This window comes from Bartonella tribocorum, from assembly GCF_002778015.1.
In the GTDB taxonomy this organism is placed as follows: domain Bacteria; phylum Pseudomonadota; class Alphaproteobacteria; order Rhizobiales; family Rhizobiaceae; genus Bartonella; species Bartonella tribocorum_B.
Genome location: NZ_NJPP01000012.1, coordinates 1 through 16,976, shown reverse-complemented (window position 1 = coordinate 16,976; position 16,976 = coordinate 1). Strand labels below are relative to the sequence as shown.

The 16,976-nt window shown below is 39.0% G+C and carries 14 protein-coding genes; 1 reads left to right on the top strand and 13 read right to left on the bottom strand.

What is annotated here, in order from left to right:
- Window positions 1-1,925: 1,925 nt before the first annotated feature.
- The 5 genes from CEV08_RS10275 to ispG all read right to left on the bottom strand — a co-directional run bounded on the left by CEV08_RS10275 (window position 1,926) and on the right by ispG (window position 7,071).
- On the bottom strand, window positions 1,926-2,603 hold the full coding sequence (locus tag CEV08_RS10275) for a hypothetical protein (protein ID WP_245407040.1): 678 nt from the start codon (window positions 2,601-2,603) through the stop codon (window positions 1,926-1,928).
- A complete protein-coding gene (locus CEV08_RS10270; RefSeq protein ID WP_245407039.1) occupies window positions 2,603-3,091 on the bottom strand; it encodes a hypothetical protein in 489 nt (162 codons plus the stop codon). The genes CEV08_RS10275 and CEV08_RS10270 overlap by 1 nt, the downstream gene beginning before the upstream one ends.
- A gap of 61 nt (window positions 3,092-3,152) precedes the next feature.
- A complete protein-coding gene (locus tag CEV08_RS04615) occupies window positions 3,153-4,262 on the bottom strand; it encodes a HesA/MoeB/ThiF family protein (protein ID WP_100130567.1) in 1,110 nt (369 codons plus the stop codon).
- Window positions 4,263-4,513: 251 nt separating this feature from the next.
- Window positions 4,514-4,978, bottom strand: a complete 465-nt coding sequence (locus CEV08_RS09920) for an AAA family ATPase (protein ID WP_245407038.1) — start codon at window positions 4,976-4,978, stop codon at window positions 4,514-4,516.
- An 851-nt stretch (window positions 4,979-5,829) separates the two neighbouring features.
- Window positions 5,830-7,071: a flavodoxin-dependent (E)-4-hydroxy-3-methylbut-2-enyl-diphosphate synthase gene (gene ispG, locus CEV08_RS04605; RefSeq protein ID WP_100130566.1), complete on the bottom strand. Its 1,242-nt coding sequence runs from the start codon at window positions 7,069-7,071 to the stop codon at window positions 5,830-5,832.
- 897 nt (window positions 7,072-7,968) lie between these two features.
- On the opposite strand from ispG, the gene CEV08_RS04600 reads away from it, so the two are divergent.
- Window positions 7,969-8,253, top strand: coding sequence for a hypothetical protein (locus CEV08_RS04600; RefSeq protein WP_100130565.1), 285 nt, complete (start codon window positions 7,969-7,971; stop codon window positions 8,251-8,253).
- Between the two features lie 346 nt (window positions 8,254-8,599).
- Here the strand turns inward: CEV08_RS04600 and CEV08_RS04595 are convergent, their stop codons facing one another.
- The 8 genes from CEV08_RS04595 to CEV08_RS09525 form a co-directional block, all read right to left on the bottom strand.
- Window positions 8,600-9,607, bottom strand: a complete 1,008-nt coding sequence (locus CEV08_RS04595; RefSeq protein ID WP_100130564.1) for an HlyD family secretion protein — start codon at window positions 9,605-9,607, stop codon at window positions 8,600-8,602.
- A 5-nt stretch (window positions 9,608-9,612) separates the two neighbouring features.
- A complete protein-coding gene (locus CEV08_RS04590; RefSeq protein ID WP_100130563.1) occupies window positions 9,613-11,265 on the bottom strand; it encodes an MFS transporter in 1,653 nt (550 codons plus the stop codon).
- A 24-nt stretch (window positions 11,266-11,289) separates the two neighbouring features.
- Window positions 11,290-11,706: an ATP synthase F1 subunit epsilon gene (gene atpC, locus CEV08_RS04585; protein WP_100130562.1), complete on the bottom strand. Its 417-nt coding sequence runs from the start codon at window positions 11,704-11,706 to the stop codon at window positions 11,290-11,292.
- A 74-nt stretch (window positions 11,707-11,780) separates the two neighbouring features.
- Window positions 11,781-13,391 carry a F0F1 ATP synthase subunit beta gene (gene atpD / locus CEV08_RS04580; protein ID WP_100130561.1) on the bottom strand — a complete coding sequence of 537 codons (1,611 nt, stop codon included), beginning with the start codon at window positions 13,389-13,391 and terminating at the stop codon, window positions 11,781-11,783.
- Window positions 13,392-13,410: 19 nt separating this feature from the next.
- Window positions 13,411-14,343: a F0F1 ATP synthase subunit gamma gene (locus tag CEV08_RS04575; protein WP_100130560.1), complete on the bottom strand. Its 933-nt coding sequence runs from the start codon at window positions 14,341-14,343 to the stop codon at window positions 13,411-13,413.
- A 20-nt stretch (window positions 14,344-14,363) separates the two neighbouring features.
- The gene (gene atpA / locus CEV08_RS04570; RefSeq protein WP_100130559.1) at window positions 14,364-15,899 is read right to left on the bottom strand and encodes a F0F1 ATP synthase subunit alpha; all 1,536 of its coding nucleotides are present in this window, start codon (window positions 15,897-15,899) and stop codon (window positions 14,364-14,366) included.
- The gene (gene atpH, locus CEV08_RS04565; RefSeq protein WP_100130558.1) at window positions 15,899-16,483 is read right to left on the bottom strand and encodes an ATP synthase F1 subunit delta; all 585 of its coding nucleotides are present in this window, start codon (window positions 16,481-16,483) and stop codon (window positions 15,899-15,901) included. Before atpH ends, atpA begins: the two co-directional genes overlap by 1 nt.
- A 290-nt stretch (window positions 16,484-16,773) precedes the next feature.
- The coding region (locus tag CEV08_RS09525; protein ID WP_180753553.1) for a hypothetical protein at window positions 16,774-16,976 on the bottom strand (203 nt) is incomplete at its 5' end.

Sequence of the window (16,976 nt, the reverse complement as noted above, 5' to 3'; positions counted from 1 at the left end):
CTTAAGTACCAAGGGCTGTTGCAAAACCATTGGGAAGTGAGGAATGGTGCCAATTTGCTCTTTTGAAAAAAAGGACCCCTTTTACAAAAATATATAATCACTACAGTTTAATAATCATCACTGTAATCCTTCAATTTGTCACGCTCTTGATCACATGTATTCAATGTATTGCATAAAAAAATTAAACAGAACATGATGCTTGCGACAAAAAAAAATAAATCATTATTATTCTATATAATAACGTGATTTACTCTTCTCTCCACATTTAAAAGAGCAATGATTCCCACCAGTGCCAATTTGTAAACAGTATAGATTCTTAAAGTAGGTGCTTACGATTGTTGTATGGTTTACTGATATAAGGCTCAACAAACAAGACTGAAGAATATTCACCATAATACCGAATGTAAAATTTAGATCTCTTCACATCACCACGCCTCAAACGGCAGTATTTTACGGCATAATAGAATGATTATAAGGACTTTTTTCAAGCCAAGAATCAATTTCTTTCTTTAAGTAAAATTTTTTCATAAAGATGAAGAGTATTATGATAACCGAACTTATGCCCATTTCCAAAGCTGGAAAATATGGCCATAATGTAAAAATATGAAACAAAACTAAGAAAATATTGTAACAACCAATCATACTATAACCCTAATCATACCATAATCATTGAATATCCTTCATTGGCTTACTCATTGTCATTTAGAAATTCCTCTTGGGTGCATCATGTCATATATCGTGTGGAGATCTATGAAAAAACGCGCTATTTGTTTCGTGTTTTCATTATTACCGGTTTTCATACTCGACACGAGATCAATCATTTTTACTTTGGGACTCATGCCATTTCCGCTTGAAGAATTAATAAATTTTTTCGCGTAATCAATCATGGGATCCTTAAAATTCATGAGATATATTATACGCCCAGATAAAATCGCTTTCTCTCTAATTATAGTTATTCGGTAAACTGCTTATGACATTAAGTAACATGTCTGCTGATATCCCTTCATTATAATCACCGCGCAAGAAATTAACAAAGCGCCGACATAAAACAATCAGTATGTGACGATGCTGTATAACATCAAATTTGGGTGCTATATTTTGATAGCCATGGCTATATACAAATTTTTCTCTTGTTTTTGCCTTTGAAAATGTTCAAAAGCGCCGTAATTTTACTTATTATATTCGTTGTTTATTGTACTGCTTTAGACTATCGATGCGCATACATCCCAATAATATGGATACAGAAAAAAGGATTATAAATGTTACAAGAGGTGTTATGAACAATAATTTCATTGCTCTAACCTTTTAATAACCATAATTTTTTTAGGCTTCACTGTTTCCTATCAAATATATTAATCTGTCTTGTTTTCTTGTGGTTTATGTGAAGAAAATTTTACACAACAATATTGCCGCACTTGATTTTATTGCTTCTCAAAGAAGAGATATCATTCAAAATCGCCATAAATAGGTTTATTATCTGGATTAAGAATATTTTATGACATCAAACAATACAAAATTATCACCACCACCAAAGATAAAAAATGAGAATGAAAGATGTCGTAATCTCAACAAGATGATTCATATTTTAAAGAAAAGAGTATTCGCTAACGATACAAACAATAAAATCGATCATCAACGCATAATCCGGAACAATCATTTTCTTCGCTTCTTTCCAATCTTGTCAAAAACTCCTGGTGCGGTGTTTATCAGAAGCAACTTGTTTCTTTAATAATTTTACGCCACACCTGCTTGTAACATGCAAAAGGCATGATTTCGATTGATTGAACAGACACAAATTTGTACTAAGAAGAACGAACAATATTCGACTTTCTCATTCAACATGCAAAACAATAATGGTCCTTGATTAAAAACTTGGCGCGCTATAACACGCCATAAAATACACGTATCATAATGAGTTACGATGCTCACTGAACTTTTTTGCGTGTTCCTTCTAAGAAAAATACTGCTAACAAATAAATCAATAAATAAACGGCAAAAATATAAACGAGTGAGAAAAAGCCAAACACATTAACCATAGACGCACTCATGTAAAAAAATACCAATAAGCTCAATCTTCCAACGGTTGACAAGAAAGACTCGTATGTAGCCCTAAAATGATCGCTAATACAATCATGGAGGATAACTTCCACACGAAGATAGGTGTACTTAATGAGATAAAAAATCATACAGACTAAAATGACAGCAATTTCTTTTCTTGGTTCAAAAAAAGCGACTGTAAAAATCATAGAAACTGAAAGAAACAACAATAAAATAAAATTTATCGTCTCGCTTAGTTTGGTAAAGAGAAAACTAGCCAGAAGCTGAGAGAGCAATATCAGTGAAAATGTCACCCCAAGATCAAAATAAGTGACATGAATATTATGATCTTTAAAGATCCACTGCCAATATTGCGAAAATATATTGAAAAAAATCAATGAAAAATAAAAGCATAAAGAGATATAAGGAACTTTAACAAAAATAGATGCCATCTCTTTAGCTTCACAAATGAGAGAATTTTTCTGAAGAGAATTGCCATGACTTGGTTTTCTCTGTCCTTTAAGGTCATCGAGAAAAAACAAACCAAAGAGTGTTGTCATCAACATTAAAAATGCCGCGATATACCATAATATTGGTTTGAATAATCAGCAAAATAGGCACCGATCAAACTAAAGATAAACATACCAATGTAATTATATTGAGAACTCGATCCCAGCACCTTTTTAGTCGATGTCAATTTTGCTTTTGCATATTGCACAAGTAAAGCGTTATAAGCCCCTGCAATCAATGTCAACGACACTGCATTAAAAGATTCAGCCAAAAGAAAACCGTAAAAGCTTGTAGAAATACCCATGAGAAAGAGCCATATAGCAGCAAAAGCCGCCGCCAAGACGATCGATATTTTATAACTTTTTCGATCAGCAAAATATCCCAGAGGAATATCGGTAACCATCATAATAAAAGCCTGAAATGACTTAATGATCCCGATATCAATAAGCGTTAAGCCTTTCTCCAGCATATAAAAGACAATAAAAGCGCCTGTTAAAATTCTTATACCGTTAAATAAAAATCCAAAGGCTAATATACTTGTCATCCATCCCCCCAATAACGCCAAAAAAGGGCACCATATACATCATTTATATAAAGATAAAAACTTACGTTTTACGACAAATAGGGCAATAACCGCTATAAGGATCTTCAGTCCTATCAATTTTATAGCTGGAAAAATTAATAAATAATGTTTTTTCTATAATTTGACATTTGTCAAAATCCGTTAAATATTTTACTGCCTCAAGAGCAGCCAAAGAACCAGCAACCGCATTATACGGATCTATCAAAGTATTCATATAGTTTTGCTTAATAGTCTTAACAAACTCAAACTCATTAACATCCTTCATATGATTCTGATTTACACATGCATAACATCTTGTTTTACCTGGAATAATCAACGGGCCAACAATAGCATTTACCGTAGCCGAAGCAGCATATAACAGCGCGCCACCCATATTAAAAGCAGCTTCGTTCATTAAATGGAAAAAAGCTGGCCTTGGATTATCTGCTGCGCATATAACAAGATTAGCTCTTTCGAATAGACGGCATGCCTTTTCTATATTATCTATTTTTTCATCATAGAATTCATATTGCGTCGAAGGACTAATATACGGAGCTTTATCTCTAGCAACATCAACCTTTTTTTTACCTAAGTCACTATAATTATAGAGTATCTGTCTAGATAAATTTGATTCTTCGACAATATCAAAATCATAGCTTTTAATATGTCCTGCCCCCATAGCAGATAATGTATAAAAAACATAGCTTCCACATCCACCCAAACCAACTATAGTTATCTTAGCATCTTTCAATTTGGAGTTAGCTAAAAGGGCATTGTCAAAACTACCTGATACATGCTTGAATAAGTTAATTTGCCTATCAAATCTATTATACTCGCTCTCACTAAGCCCAGCTTTTCTAATAGAATCCTCCTTTGAAAAAGGGGGTTCTATTATTCTATTATCAAGCATATATTTTGCTAAATACAAAAAATCTTCGCTTTCTGCAGTATCTAGGTTACATTTCAATATTATATCACCTATGGTATTCTCTGCATCAAAACACGCCAAAGCCTTTATAACATTCGGTGACGTACCACTCATATCAAGAGCTATAACATTTTGCAGATCCGCCCCTATCAAAACCTCATCACCTTCTTGCCTCGCTGATATGGTATACGAATAAACATACTTGTTTTTATATAGCAAATTCATTTTCAAATCTCCCCCTAGCAAGCTGGAAATCTACATGACTTAACAAATCATGCAAATCACTTGTGTTATCAAAATTAAAATTATCGAAACAAAATTTACGCCCATGATACTCTTCAAGATATTTTATATGTAGCCTTATAGCATTCATTTTTTCATCTATTGAGAGCTCACCTAAACCTGCGAAAAAATGCTGCATCCCCTTGAATATGTGCTAATTCTGCAGAAGTTGTCGCTATAATTAACTTTAAATTCTATTCTAGCATAAAAGGTTTGAACAAATCCATGGCACCGATACCTCCATCACTTCTGGTATTAGCGATTGAATGCCCTTCATCAATAAAAAGGGCGACATTCTCATATGGAGACACAGTTTCTATTAAAGTTCCGATTTTTCGTTCAAACTCCCCTCGTAATCCCGTATCAGATATCACACTTCCTAAATTAACCTCTAGTATGACATATCCATTCAACATAGGCTTAAACTGATTAAGCCTAAAAGCTAACTCACGCACAAAAGAAGTCTTTCCACATCCAGCAGGACCAGAAATAACAATACTTTTCTTATAAGCGCAAAACAAAGAAACCATCGCTGTTCTTATCATTTCTTCGCGACCAATGTACGGAGATCTCTTTCCTAAACCAAGGACATTCAAATTGACTCTACTTTCTCTCATATCGCGAGCCAATAATAGCGCCTCTTCATTTTGTAAATACATATCACCCCCAACCGTAAATGGAAGGGGTCATACAACCCCTTCCAATATTTTCAATTATGATAATGCAGAATCGCAAATCAAAGATTTTACTTTAGAAGATGTAGAAGAATAAGACTTGATCTTCGTTCCTATTACCACTTTACTATTTGATTCTACTTTCATTTTAACCTCCTCGTTTAAAATAATATTCGGAAGAATGATCTCTCCCTATTTTAATTTTGCATTTATATTAAATTATGCCAATTAATAATTTGGAATAACTTATTCCGTTACAAAATCGCTCAAGCCATGTTCTTTTATAGCGTCTCAAATCTGTAATATTTATTCGAAACAGTCTTTTATTTTTCGCAGATAAGTACCTCCAACCATCTGCGCAGTTTATGATTTTTTGTACTTTTATGAACTTTCACAGGAGGTTGTTATAGCAATACAAAGCTTTTTTTAAGATGTTGAAGTGTTTGAGAAAACAAGTACAGGCCCTCACGACCTGCAAGCAATAAAGCTTTTAAAAAAAATTAAACAATAAAATTTGAAAGGAACTAAAATTACCCTATTCATTGGGAAAAGTTCTAACAGCACTCTTCAGCTTTTCATTAAAACCCATAAAATTGTTTAGAGATAATGTTACGTTTATTTTGCTATTGGATCTGTTTGAAGACCGTATGATCAAGAAAAAATGCTTAAAAACAAWAAAGAACCGCCTCAACTTTATGAACGATGATTTTGTTCTCAACATACCACCATAATAAGGACTGAATATTGATTTACGAGTAGAAACACAGCTTAATAAAGAAAAAATGCCAAAACGATCATGGACAATGTTTTGCAAAAATGAACGCCCAGAATTTATTTCACCCTTGTCCAAAGCGTGTATGGATATAATCACTCAAGAGAGATTCAAATTCTTCAGCAATGTGATCACCCCGCAAAGTTTTGACCTTTTGCCCCTCAATAAAAACAGGTGCTGCCGGACTTTCCCCCACACCAGGCAATGAAATGCCAATATCCGCATGTTTTGATTCCCCTGGTCCATTGACGATACAGCCCATCACAGCCACCTTCAAACTTTCAACCCCAGGGTATTTTTTACGCCAAACGGGCATATTTTTGTGTAAATCCGCTTCAATTTTTTGCGCCAATTGCTGAAACACTGTCGAGGTTGTACGACCACATCCAGGACAAGCAGCAACAACAGGCAAAAATTGTCGAAACCCCATCACTTGCAAAAGTTCTTGCGCCACCTTCACTTCTCGTGTTCGATCACCACTAAGTTCAGGCGTCAATGAAATACGAATAGTATCCCCAATTCCTTGCTGTAATAAAATTCCCAAAGCCGCAGAAGAAGAAACAACCCCTTTTGTTCCCATTCCTGCTTCTGTCAAGCCCAAATGAAGAGCATAATCACAACGCTCTGCCAAACTACTGGAAACAGCAACAAGATGTTGAACATCACTCACTTTAACAGAAAGAATAATTTTATCACGTCCCAAGCCCAACTCTTCTGCTAAAGCAGCCGAAAGCAAAGCCGACTGAATAACAGTTTCTCGCATCACGTCATTCACAGATAAGGGATTCTCCTTTTGCGCATTTTCATTCATAAGCTGTGTTAACAACGCACCATCAAGGGACCCCCAATTCACACCAATGCGAATAGGTTTATGATACCGGCAAGCAATCTCAATAATTTCTGCAAACTGGCGATCTTTTTTTGCACCAAAACCCACATTTCCAGGATTGATGCGATATTTTGCAAGTGCCTCAGCGCACGCCGGATGCTCTGATAAAAGCTTATGACCGATATAATGAAAATCCCCAATCAATGGGATAAAAAATCCTAATCTCTCCAATCGCTCCCGTATTTTAGGAACAGCTGCGGCCGCTTCATCACGATCAACAGTGATCCGAACCAATTCGGAACCAGCTTGCCAAAGAGCCGCAACTTGCGCAACCGTTGCATCAACATCGGCAGTATCGGTATTGGTCATTGACTGAACAACAACTGGATGATGACCACCAACCATTACATTACCAACCGCAACAGCAACAGAGCGACGACGCTCAAGAGGTTTAGATAAAAAATACGCTGTGCTCATCAAGTCCTCAAATTTTTAAAACCTGCACGATCAATCATCATTTACATCGACCTCCTCCGCGCCTCAAAAGACAAAAACGACACCGCCCATAAATTTTAACAGATTGCTTTACGTTTCACCTGTTACCCCCTGATGCAATTCAGCGCATAAGAGAGACTCATTTCACAGATGCCTCGGATAAGTCCTACCAGTCTTGTTCACATTCACACTTTTACACTTGGTTACTTCAAAAAGAAACTGAAATCAAAAAGAGACAAAACTGTGTTTTTAAGTTGCACACCTATACCTTACATCAACGTCATAGAAGAACAATATTTTACAACACAACAGATAACGCTTATCAAAGCACAATTTTAAAAGACACACGGAACATACCATAAAATTAAGTCACGATGTTGATTTATAATATTTTATTTTATAAATTTGACGAAAAACGCAAACATCGTAAGCTTCTCTCATTTCAAATCTGTTCATCATCAATCAAAGCCATACCCCTTACAGATCACCAACAACCATGGAGATAAAAACGAAAAAAGTGAAAATTCTTGGAAGAACTATCTCCAAAAGCGATCACAACACTTTAAAATAAGCACAAGAAAATGAAACGACCAACTTGATAGCTTTTATGAAATAAAGACGAGGATGCGCAACAAGCTTGATAACCTTTACAAGAGATTATTCTTTGCAGGAGATTTTACCTTATATCCCTCACACCCCTCATCATGCAATGAACGCGAGCCCTCTGAGAAATACCTTAATAAACCCAAACTCTTAATTTTCACCTCACCAACACACAGTGCTCTCAATGCAACTTTTCAATTTTCAAGCCGTTATAGCAAAGCCCAAAACACCATGCCAATTTTCTAAAAACAGTACAATACACAAAGGAGTCAAAAAATGTACCTATTTTCAACCCACAAAAAAAATGCTAAAATTAAAAAACGCATTGCACAATTAAAACGTGAACTTGCCCCCGTCAACCAATGGGGGCCTCACAATGAAAGCTTTGAAAATATCTCTGATATACTTGACACATGGAAACAAAAAGGCCGTCATGCGCTTTGCCATCTTAATGAACACGCTACAGAATTGAAGAAAAAAGTGAAAGAGCACCCTAAAACAATCCTCGCCTTAGCTGCCGGATTAGCTTTCGCTGACTTCTTGCTAGTACGCAAAAATTAACCACAAAACCAGCCCCTTTAATGCCCGCTTTTATATCGGGCATTTTTTTATTTTAAAAACCATCACGTTAAAAAACGTGATAAAATAGCATAATCATCTTGATAAAATGCACACAGCACCTGAAGAGATAGGAAAGCCTCTCCCACCACCAATCTTATGACAGAATTCTCTTTCTTGAGCAGATGAAAAAGGTTAGAGCGACGCACTAAAATGTAACATATCAAAATAGTAAAGATAGGCAAGCTTTAAGAGACGTATTATAGAAAACCAAAAGAAATCCTCTAAAGTTAATGTCCACTTGCTAAAAGAAAAAGGTACAAAGATCAAATTCAAAAAACCCAAAATTCTATCCTCCAGAATTGTTGCGCTGCGAAGTATCTACATATGTGACAACAGACATCCCAGGAATGAGCTTTTCAATCCCTTCCTGTCCAGGATCTAATGCAATACGCACTGAAATACGTTGAGCAATTTTAATAAAATTACCAATAGTCGTATCCGTTTTTAACAAAGAAAATTCTGAACCTGTTGCCGGTGCAAATCGGACCACGCGCCCTTTTAATTTCTTATTATCCAATGCGTCAACAGAAAAAATAACGGGCTGTCCAACACGCATTTTCGAAAGCTGCGTTTCCTTATAATTTGCAATAATCCAAATATCATCAGAAATAACGGAGACCAATTGTGCCCCTGGCAAAACATATTGCCCTACCCTAGCACCAACCAAACCAATATAACCCGTGTTAGGAGACAAAATCTTGGTATGATCGAGATTGATTTTAGCCAATTCCACACCAACCTTTGCACTTGCTACTTCTGACTGTAAACTTTGTCGTTCAAGATCTAACTGTTTTTGCAATTGGCGTTTTGTTTCAAGAGCTGCCAACAATTGCGAAAGAGGACGAGAATCCGCACTGGAAACATTACCAAAGCCTAGCTTTTTATTCTCAGACAAAACATTGGAAAATGCTTTTGAGCGCGCTAATTCTGCTTCTGCCGCATTAACTTCTCCCTGTAAAATCTGAGCTTGCAACACAACACTTGCAAGTTTTGCTTTTTTTGAATCAAGAACAGCCTGTGCTCGTGCCAATTGTTGGCGAAACAAGGCATCATCGAGTTCAAACAGCAGCATCCCCTTTTCAACGCGTTGATAATCTTGCACATAAATCCGTGAAATCACGCCTGAGATTTGCGAACTGACCAGAGTAACATTACCCTTAATTGAAGCATTATCGGTTATTTGAATGGTACTAACAAAAGGAGGCAATCTCCAAGCCCACAAAATCAGCAAAATGCCAGTAATACCCGAGAGAAATGCAACAAGCGTTGCTTTTGATCGTAGTGCTTTTATCACTTTTCTCACCCCTCTTTACGAACACGATATTGCTTTTCAAATGTATAAAAAGAACATAACTTTATAAATATTTTGACAAGAAAAACCGCAAACACAACCATCGCAATATAAAAATACAGCCGAAAGACATCACCATAAGCAAAAATATTGGCTGTTAACTTAAACTTTTCAATCAATCCAGATGTGCCTTGCTCATCCGCAAAAAACTGAGAGATAGAAGCATCATAATGAGGAGAAAATAAGGCATTGGTCTCCCTTGAAATAAGTGGATCGGTGACAACAATATTTTGTGTTAAAGCTTCAAAATTTTTATGAGCGAAAAAAAACTGCAAACTGCCAAAAAAAGCCGCCCCGATTAATCCTCCTGTTACTTGTGTCAACAGAAAGACAGCGATAAAACTTAAGACATAACGTGGTCCCCTCTCACCAGATATCACAAACCCTCTGCAAAGAGCAGGGGGTAAAAAAAGTGCATAACTAAAACTCACCAAACCTTGACTAAGCATCATATCTTTAGGCTGCGTTAAATGGTTCACATGACTGTCTAAATATGCCCCAAGTGCCAAACAGCCCAAAGAGATAATATAAAAATAATCCTCACGCCCAACACGTAAAAAAAACACACAAACTGCTCCGCCTAAAATAGTCCCCAACATGATTGCAAAATACATGGGTGCCATCTCACGATTGAGCAAACCAAAAAGATTAAAAAAACTTACTGCTAAAGTAGACCGCTCCAATAAAAAAACGTGAAAGATCAATAAAATGAAAACAGATTGCACCATTTCTTTACTGAAAATCCAACGCAAATCAATCAATGGCATTTCTCTATTAAGTTCAATAATAATAGCAATAGTCAAAGATAAAATAGCAAGGGCCAGTCCCCATCCAATCCATGGCGCTTCATACCACCAATATAATATCCCAACAGACATAATCACTGCATTGAGTCCAAGCCCCAGTGCAATCAAACCATAGCTCAGCCAATCTAATTTCTGAATGACCTTGCTACGCACCACAGGGGTTAGAGGAAGAGCATAGATACACCCCAAACTGATAAGAACCAGCCCCATTTCCATCGCTGAAAGACTTGAAAACCCCCCATTCTCCAACAAATCCGGCGAGATCAACCGTGATAGGGGCGCCGCTAAAGCGGCATTCATATAATTCAAACTCAAAGCAACAGTAAATTTTTTTGCTGGTGCAAAAGCCTCCATCATATAAAGCAATGCCAGTGAAGCCATAGGTGCAGCAGCAATACCAGCAAAAAAGCGAATGATCAAAGCGGAACGCAAATCTGTGACAAAAAGCTGCAAAACACAAACCAAAACGAAGCCAAGGATTGACAACTCAGCAAAAGCACGAAGACCAAACTGGTAGCGAATTTTGATCAGCATAATGGCAACACTCACATTAGGTGCCATATAAGCAGCAACCAACCATGTTGTTTCGGCTAAAGTTGCGTGAAAACCACCGGTAAGATGAACAATGTTAGACTGAACAACATTTGCCCCTAAACCATAAGCCCACTGCAAAATAAACGAAGCAAAAATATACACAAAACATTTTGGCAAAGGTCCTGCGAAAACACGACCAGGATGAGGAAATGGTTTTCCTCCTCTTTTAGCAGACATAACCGTACTCTTTCTGCCGCCCATGTCGCTTTATTCCTATATAACCTTCTACGCCTCTGGAACCCCAAGATCTTCAGCCGTCAATTGATGAAAAAACGCCTCGATCTTATGATTTGTCTCATCACCTGCCCCCTCTGCCAAAGTTGCTTGTACTTGCAAAATTTTCTGCTCCAACACATCAAAAGAAAGCCGTTTCACAGCCACAACATGCTCCACCAAAAGAGAACAACCCGAAAAGGTGATATTAGCAACACCCCCGCAAACAGCAAAGAGTCTTTCCCCTGAGGAAGTATGAATACGAACGCTGCCTAATACAATACTTGCCACCAGCGGTGCATGATGTGCCATAACAGTCAGAGCACCTGACGCTGAAGGAAGAACAACGGAGCTCACCTGCTCTGAAAAGACAATTTTTTCAGGTGACACCAGTTCAAACAAAAAATGCTCTTCTTTATTGTGTTCCACAAAAATCTCCCCGAGGCTCTACTAAGACCTCTGCTGTATTTACGAACAATAAGCATTCATTGACGGATATCTTCTTATGAAGAAGCCTCCGCAATGAGACGCTTTCCCTTTTCAATGGCTTCATCAATCGAGCCAACCATGTAAAAAGCCGCTTCTGGCAAATCATCATAATCACCAGCACAAAGCCCCTTAAAGCCCTTAATTGTTTCTTCTAAAGGAACGAGTTTCCCTGGTGAACCAGTAAAAGCTTCAGCTACATGGAAGGGTTGTGAGAGGAAACGTTCAATTTTACGCGCCCGCCCCACCAACAATTTATCATCTTCAGAAAGTTCATCCATTCCAAGAATAGCAATAATATCCTGCAACGCTCTATAACGTTGTAAAATGGTTTGCACTTGACAAGCAACCGTATAATGTTCTTCCCCCACAATCAATGGATCCAACATACGCGAGAAAGAATCAAGCGGATCAACCGCCGGATAAATTCCCTTTTCCGCAATAGAGCGCGAAAGAACTGTTGTTGCATCCAAGTGAGCAAAAGACGTTGCCGGCGCCGGATCGGTCAAGTCATCGGCAGGAACATAAATTGCCTGAACGGAAGTAATAGAGCCTGTTTTCGTACTGGTAATACGTTCTTGCAAAGCACCCATATCCGTTGCCAAAGTAGGCTGATACCCTACAGCAGAAGGAATACGTCCTAAAAGAGCAGATACCTCCGCCCCTGCTTGTGTGAAACGGAAAATATTATCCACAAAGAAGAGAACATCTTGTCCTTCATCACGGAAGCTTTCTGCAATGGTCAATCCCGAAAGTGCTACGCGCGCACGGGCTCCTGGTGGTTCATTCATTTGCCCATAAACAAGCGCACATTTTGAGCCTTCTGTTGAGCCATTATTGTCTTTTGGATTCACATTCACGCGGCTTTCGATCATTTCGTAATAAAGATCATTTCCCTCACGCGTCCGTTCTCCCACACCAGCAAAGACAGAATAACCACCATGTGCTTTTGCAATGTTGTTGATAAGCTCCATAATAAGCACGGTTTTACCAACCCCAGCACCACCAAACAAGCCAATCTTACCCCCCTTAGAATAAGGTGCTAATAAATCAACAACTTTAATACCCGTGACAAGAATTTCTGAAACGGTTGATTGTTCAACATATTCAGGCGCCTCTTGGTGAATAGAACGCGTTTTAGTTGAAGTGATTGGTCCCACATTATCCACGGGTTCCCCAATCACATTCATAATACGTCCAAGCGTTGCCTCACCAACAGGCACACTGATCTGTGTTCCTGTATCCACAACCTTTTGGCCTCTCATTAGACCATCGGTCGTATCCATCGCAATGGTACGCACGGTATTTTCACCCAAATGCTGTGCAACTTCTAACACCAAGCGATTACCTAAATTCTCTGTTTCCAAAGCATTGAGAATATTTGGCAATGCCCCTTCAAATTGCACATCAACAACAGCACCAATAACCTGCTTAATTTCACCAACAGCGCCTTTTGCAGGCTCTTCTTTTTTCACCGGTGTATTTTTAGCGGCACTACGCGCAGGCGCAGATGCAGTCTTCACATCTCCTTGAGATTTCGAAGCGCCTTTTTTCACACTGGAACGAGCAGCTGATTTCTTTTTTTCACTCTTTTCTGCTCCTTTACTTGAAGTTACTGCTTTTGCCATCAATCCTTACCTTTTCCATTTAAAGCGCTTCAGCGCCCGCAATAATTTCGATCAACTCTGTCGTAATTTGTGCCTGCCGTTGACGATTATAAGCCACCGTCAATTTATTAATCATTTCACCCGCATTGCGCGATGCATTGTCCATAGCTGTCATCTTTGCGCCCATTTCACCAGCAACATTTTCAAGTAAAGCGCGAAAGATTTGCACTGAAAGATTACGTGGCACAAGTGCCTCTAAAAGAGAGGCAGCATCAGGTTCATACTCATAAACAATCGCCTCACAAACCGCCGATTGTGAACCTTTGCTTTTCTCTTTTTGCTCCTCAACATCTATATCCATTGCCTCAACAGCTGCCTTTTGGGGCCCCATTGGGATCAAGCCAAAAGCTGTTGGACGCTGATTAATCACGGAAACAAATTCAGAATAAAACAACGTACAAACATCGAAAGCGCCTTCATTGAACAAATCAACAATGCGTTGACTAATCATCATCGCCTCTGCAAAACCAATTCGCTTTACCGCATGTAAATCAATGTGATCAATCATTAAGCTTTTGTAGTCGCGCAATAAAATATCCGCACCCTTTTTGCCCACAGTGATAATTTTCACAATTTTACCGGCTGCCAACAGCACTTTAATCTGCTCACGAGCACGACGAGCGATTTGCACATTAAAAGCCCCACATAAACCGCGCTCAGCCGTACACACCACCAAGAGATGCACATCATCGCGCCCCGTACCACGCATAAGAGCCGGTGCATCAACACCATCAACATCAGCAGCAACACTGGTTAAAATATCAGCCATCTTCTTTGCATAAGGACGAGCCGATTGCGCTGCCTCTTGGGCGCGATGCAACCTTGCTGCCGCAACCATCTGCATAGCTTTGGTAATTTTCTGTGTTGCTTTAACCGAAGCGATACGGTCTCTAAGATCCTTTAGTGAAGCCATTCAAGCATTCCATCAATTCATCACGAAAAATTTTTCGCATAAGTGTTAAGGACAGTTATCAACTTATCTTTCAGCTCATCTGTTATCTGCTTTTGCTCAGCAATTGCCTTTAAGAGATCTTGATAATCACTCCGCAAAAGCACCAAAAGCCCCTGCTCAAACCGTGCAACATCAGAAACCGCTAGAGAATCAAGATAGCCATTCACACCCGCGAAAATAACCACCACCTGCTCTTCTGTTTTGAGGGGAGAAAATTGCGGCTGTTTCAAAATCTCTGTTAAGCGTGCTCCCCGATTCAAAAGACGCTGGGTTGATGCATCCAAATCAGAGCCAAACTGCGCAAAAGCTGCCATTTCACGATATTGTGCCAATTCACCTTTGATTGAACCAGCCACTTGCTTCATGGCTTTAATTTGCGCTGCTGAACCAACACGCGACACAGAAAGACCAACATTTACAGCAGGACGGATCCCCTGATAAAACAAATTTGTCTCCAAGAAAATCTGCCCATCCGTAATGGAAATCACATTTGTAGGAATATAAGCAGACACATCATTTGCTTGTGTTTCAATGACCGGCAAAGCTGTCAACGACCCCGATCCATTTTCCGCATTCAGCTTTGCAGCCCGCTCTAAAAGACGCGAATGCAAATAGAAAACATCACCCGGATAAGCTTCACGCCCTGGTGGACGACGCAACAAAAGAGACATTTGACGATACGCCACCGCTTGCTTTGATAAATCATCATAACCAATCAAAGCATGTTGCCCATTATCACGGAAATATTCGCCCATAGCACATCCAGCAAGAGGTGCAATAAATTGCAAGGGAGCAGGATCAGAAGCGGTCGCCGCAACAATAATAGAATATTCAAGGGCTCCACGTTCTTCTAAAACTTTAACAAATTGTGCTACTGTTGAACGTTTTTGACCAATCGCCACATAAATACAATAAACTTTATCTTGCTCTCGTCCAGCCCCTTTTTCATGGAAAGGTTTTTGGTTTAAAAATGTATCAAGCAAAATCGCTGTTTTTCCTGTTTGGCGATCACCGATTACCAACTCACGCTGCCCCCGTCCAATGGGAATAAGAGCATCAATAGCTTTCAATCCGGTTGACATAGGTTCATGCACAGACTGACGCGGAATAATTCCTGGTGCCTTCACATCAACACGACGACGTTCAGTTTCCTTAAGAGGTCCCTTACCATCTATAGGATTTCCAAGTGCATCAACCACACGCCCCAGCAAAGCGGGTCCCACAGGGACATCCACAATAGCGCCCAATCGCTTTACACAATCCCCCTCACGAATATCGCGATCTGAGCCGAAAATGACGACACCGACATTATCGACTTCCAAATTGAGCGCCATACCGCGCACACCATTTGAAAAAGCAACCATTTCCCCAGCTTGAACATTATCCAAACCATAAACGCGAGCGATACCATCTCCCACAGAGAGAACCCAACCAATTTCTGAAACCTCAGCCTTTTGGTCAAAGTTTTTGATTTGCTCTTTTAGAATTTTTGAAATTTCAGATGGTCTAATATCCATCAGCTGACCTCTTTTTTCAATGCAAACTTAAGCGAAGACAATTTTGTTAAAAGAGACGTATCAATTTGAGACGCCCCGACACGAACGATTAATCCACCAAGAATTGTTGGATCCACAATGATATGTAGCAAAACTTTTCCCCCAACGACACCTTCCAAAGCCTCACACAACTCTTGTTTTTGTTGAGAACTTAAGGGGCGCGCAGAAACAATCTGTGCCGTAATTTGCTTACGAGCGCGTGCAACGCAACGCTGAAAAGCATGAAGAATACCAAATACAGCATTAAGCCTACGGTTTGCTGCGATAACACGTAAAAAATTACGAACAATCTGCCCCGCTTCTTTATCAGTAAATTTGATCTTTTCACAAACAGATTGCATCACCTTAATTTGCTCTTTGACTGAAAAGAATGGACTGAGCACGAAGTGTTTTAAATCTTCATTTTGCTCTAAGACAAGCAAAAAATCTTCCACTGCCTTTTCAACCTTTTCAACGTTTCCTGCTTCTTGAACGCAATTAAAAAGCGCTTGCGCATAGCGTTGATCTACCAACGGCAGCGGTATAAGAGAAAATGAATCCGACACGAAATACCGCCTCTTTCCCTTGAGCGACTCTCTGATAATTATCAGATGATAATGAAACAGATATTCTAGGTTTTAAGAATCTTCTTCTTAAAACCTAGAACAAAAACCATTCGGTTTCTAGCATAGACATAGCCGACTCGCAACACTCCAAATCGCTGCTTTTTAAAAATTTTAGATAAAATATTCAAAATATTTTTGAAAAGGATTTTTTTAGATCCCCAAGATAGCATCACAGGTTTTTTTATGCCTCTTTTTGAGATTCTGTGAAAATAATTTTCTCTCTTGAAATTTCACTTCAAGCGCTCTTTGCCATCACAAAAACGGTTTTTCTTCAAAGAATGCTCTTCTTTTCCCCACAAAAGCTTTAGCGAGAAGCGACTGCGACTGCGACTGCGACTGCGACTGCGACTGCGACTGCGACTGCGACTGCGACTGCGACTGCGACTGCGACTGCGACTGCGACTGCGACTGCGACTGCGACTGCGACTGCGAC